The 3,836-nt window shown below is 76.5% G+C and carries 1 protein-coding gene and 1 pseudogene; both read right to left on the minus strand.

Going from position 1 to position 3,836, the window contains the following annotated elements; all coding sequences use genetic code 11:
- A pseudogene (locus ABZ340_RS36445) lies at positions 1-529 on the minus strand (hypothetical protein); the annotation flags it as partial.
- A partial coding sequence (locus ABZ340_RS36450) for a type I polyketide synthase (protein ID WP_358786190.1) occupies positions 526-3,836 on the minus strand: 3,311 nt, incomplete at its 5' end. The gene ABZ340_RS36450 and the pseudogene ABZ340_RS36445, both read right to left, overlap by 4 nt.

A 3,836-nucleotide genomic window follows, 5' to 3' on the forward strand; every position in this document is an offset into this window, starting at 1 on the left:
GTCGTCCTCGTCTACGCGGGCGTGGTGGCCGCCCTGTGGGTGCTGTTCGTCCTCGCGGACGTGCCCGTGGAGCGGCGCCAGGACCTGGACCGAGGCGCGCGGTCGCGCCGCGGACCGGGACCTCGCGCGCGAAGTCCCGCATCAGGTCGAAGCGCGTGCCCGCCGACGGCAGCAGCCGGCGGTACTCCTCGGCCAGTTCGCCCACGGCGGGGAGGTGCGGGCCGGTGGCCGTGCGCACGTCCAGGAACGGCTGGGCCCAGTCCGCGGCCGCCGCCCCCGCGGCCCGGGTGAATCCCGGGTCCCGCAGCACCCGGGCCGCGGCGTCGTACCGGGTCACGACCCAGGCACCGGAGCGGCTGCGGAAGAGCGCGGGACCGGCCGAGCGGATCCGCTCGTACCAGCGGCCCGGTTCGTCGTCCTGCCCGCACAGGAGCATCGCGTACGGGTCGCCGTTCACGCCGAAGGCCCAGTACCAGCCGCGGGCCATCTGCAGCCGGCTGCCGAGCCGGCTTCGGTCTGTGGTTCTCATGCCAGGTTCCCTGTCCATGTGTGGATGCGGTCGGCGACGGCTCCGGCGTGCTCCTGCACCATCGAGAAGTGGTTGCCCGGCACGTCCACGCGGTCGTGCGGGAACGGCCAGGTGGACTGCCAGGACTCGCCCTCCGGCCACTGCCCCAGCGGCTCGGAGGCCCTGACCAGCAGCGTCGGAACGGCGAGGTCCCGGGGCCGCCACGCCCGGGTGAACCGGTGGTACGCGCCCAGGGCGGTGAGCCGGGTGTCGTCCACCCGCACCCCCTCACGGCCGAACATCGTGTCGGTCAGCTCCGTGAGCCAGCCCTGCACCGCCTGCTGCCGTCCGGGCGGATAGACGTCGATCAGGACGATGCCGAGCGGCGGGCGGCCGCGGTCGGCGAGTTCGGCCCCCAGGGCGTACGCCATCATGGCGCCCGCGGAGTGGCCGACGAGCACGAACGGCCCGTCCGCGGACTTGCCGACGGCGTCCGCCTGGACACCGAGGACCGCCGCCATCGACGCGGGAAGCCGCTCGCCCGGCTCGTAGCCCGGCTGGGGCAGCACGGACACCGGCATCCGGCCCTTGAGGGCGGCGGCCAGCCGGAGGAACTCGTGCGGCCCCGCCACCGGCGCCGTACCCGCACAGCAGATCACCCGGACCTCCCCCGGGCCGGAGGCCAGTTCCACGAGGCCGACCGGGGCGGTCAGGTCCTCGGGGCCCTCGAAGTGGTCCCGGTGGCCGGACAGTTCCCCGAGCAGTTCCAGGTAGGAGTCGAAGCGCCCCTCCCGTACGGACCGCTCGTAGAGGGTGCGCAGCATGCCGCCGTCGGGCGCGGCCGGGGCGTGCGGTGCCGGGGACGTGAGCAGGGGCCGCAGGTGGGCCGCGAGGTCGGTGACGGAGGGGTGGTCGAACACCAGGGTGGTGGGCAGGGACAGACCGGTGGCCTGCTGCAGCTCGTTGCGCAGCCCCACCGCCGTCAGGGAGTCGAAACCCAGCTCGGTGAAGGGCTGGTGCTCTCCCACCACCTCCGGGTCCGGATGCCCGAGCACGGCCGCCACCTGCGCGCGGATCCAGGTGCGCAGCGTCGCCTCGGCCTCGTCCGCCGGCAGGCCGGACAGCCGGGCCGGCCAGGCGGGGCCGTGTCCGGGCCCGCCCGGCGCGGCCGCGGCGAGTGCCTGCCGGACCGCGTCGGGCAGGTCCTCGATGAGCGGGCGCGGCCGGGCGGCGGTGAAGCCGACGGCGAACCGGTTCCAGTCGACGTCGGCGATCGAGACGCAGACGTCCCGCTGCTCCAGGGCCTGTTCCAGGGCCCGCACCGCCCGCTCGGGTGCCATCGGGCGCAGCCCCCGCCGGATCAGGCCGGGCAGATCGGCGTCGGCCATGCCGCCGTCCGCCCAGGCCCCCCAGGCGACGCTGGTCGCGGCCCTCCCCCGGGCCCGGCGCCGGTGCGCCAGTGCGTCGAGGTAGGCGTTGCCCGCGGCGTAGGCGCCGAGCAGGCCGCTGCCCCAGACCCCGGCGTTGGAGGAGAAGAGCGCGAACGTCTCCGCGTCGGGGCAGAGTTCGTCCAGCAGCCGGGCGCCGGCCGTCTTCACCCGGGTCACCCGCTCCAGGTCGTCCGGGCCGAGGTCGGCCACGGCCCGTCCGTCGGGGACGCCGGCCAGGTGCATCACCGTGCCGATCCGCTCCCCCTGCCGCCGCAGTCCGGTGACCAGTTCCGTCAGCCGGCCGCGGTCGGTGACGTCACAGGCCGCGAAGGTCACCCGGGCGCCCAGGGCGGTCAGTTCCGCCGCCAGCTCCGCGGCCCGCGGCGTCCCTCCGCCCGACCTGCCGACCAGCACCAGATGGTCCGCCCCGGCGCGGGCGAGAAAGCGGGCGACATGGCCGCCGAGGGCGCCGGTACCGCCCGTGACCAGCGCCGTGCCGGCCGGCCGCCAGGGGGCCCGGCCGGGCCGGAGCGGAGCCCTGACGAGCCGTCGGGCGTGGCAGCCGGTCTCGCGCAGCGCGAGCTGGTCCTCGTCCCCGGCGCCTTCGAGGCAGGCGGTGAACTGCCGCAGTACGGGCTCGGTGAGCTGCTCGGGCAGGTCGAGCAGGCCGCCCCAGCGCTCGGGGGCCTCCAGGCCCATCACCCGTCCGAGGCCCCAGACCATGGCCTGCGCCGGGTCGGCGGTGGCGTCCGGTTCCACCGCCACGGCCCCGCACGTCACCAGCCACAGGGGCGCGCCGACACCCGCGTCGCCGAGCGCCTGGTGGAGGGCGAGGCCGGCGGTGACGGCCCCCAGGTCGTCGTCCGGGCCGTCCGTTTCCGCCTCCGGGGCCAGGAGGGAGATCACCGCGGTGACGTCCGGGGACAGCTCCCGCAGCTCCTTCGCGAGCCCGTCCCGTCCGGCCGCCACGGCGTCCGCCGTGAGCCGCAGCACGGTGCCGCCGGCCTCCTCGACGGCACGGACCACGGCGTCCTGCCGCGGGCCGGTGCCGGAACCGACCACCAGGTACGTCCCGGTGAGCGGGCCCGCGGCCGGGGACACGGGCCGCCACTCGATGCGGTAGCGCCAGTCGCCCACCCGGTCGGGAACCTCGGGCGCCAGCCAGTACCGCCGGCGCTCGAAGGGGTACGTCGGCAGGTGCGCGGGCGGGCGGGCCGGGAAGACGGCCCGCCAGTCGACGGGCACGCCGCCGGTGTGGGCGCGGGCGAGTTCGCGGACGAAGTGCCGTGCGCCCTCCTCCCGGTGCAGGCTGCCCAGGACCAGCACCTCGTTCCCGGACCGCTCGGCGGTCTCCTGGACGCCGGTCGTGAGCACGGGGTGCGGGCTCACCTCGACGAAGGTGTCGTAGCCGTCCGCGAGGGCGGCGCCGATCGCCTCGTCGAAGCGGACCCGGGAGCGGAGGTTGTCGTACCAGTACGCGGCGTCCATGGCTGTGGTGTCGCAGCGTTCGCCGCGCAGCGTGGAGTACAGGGGCGTCCGCGACGGCCGCGGGGCGACGCCCGCCAGATCGGTGAGGACGCGCTCGCGGACCCGCTCCACGTGGGGCGAGTGGGAGGCGTAGTCGACGGGGATGCGCCGGGCCCGGACGCCGTCGGCGGCGCAGCGCTCCTCGAACGCGGTCAGCGCGTCGGGGTCACCGGCGACCACGACCGACGCCGGGGAGTTGACCGCGGCGACACTCACGCGCCCCGGCCACGCGGCGATCAGTTCCCGTACCCGGTCCTCGGGCAGCGGGACGGAGGTCATGGCGCCGTCGCCGGCGATCGCGGCCAGGGCCCGGGCCCGCAGCGCCACCACCCGCGCCGCGTCCTCCAGCGACAGCGCCCCCGCGACACACG

The organism is Streptomyces sp. NPDC006134 (assembly GCF_040628835.1).
In the GTDB taxonomy this organism is placed as follows: domain Bacteria; phylum Actinomycetota; class Actinomycetes; order Streptomycetales; family Streptomycetaceae; genus Streptomyces.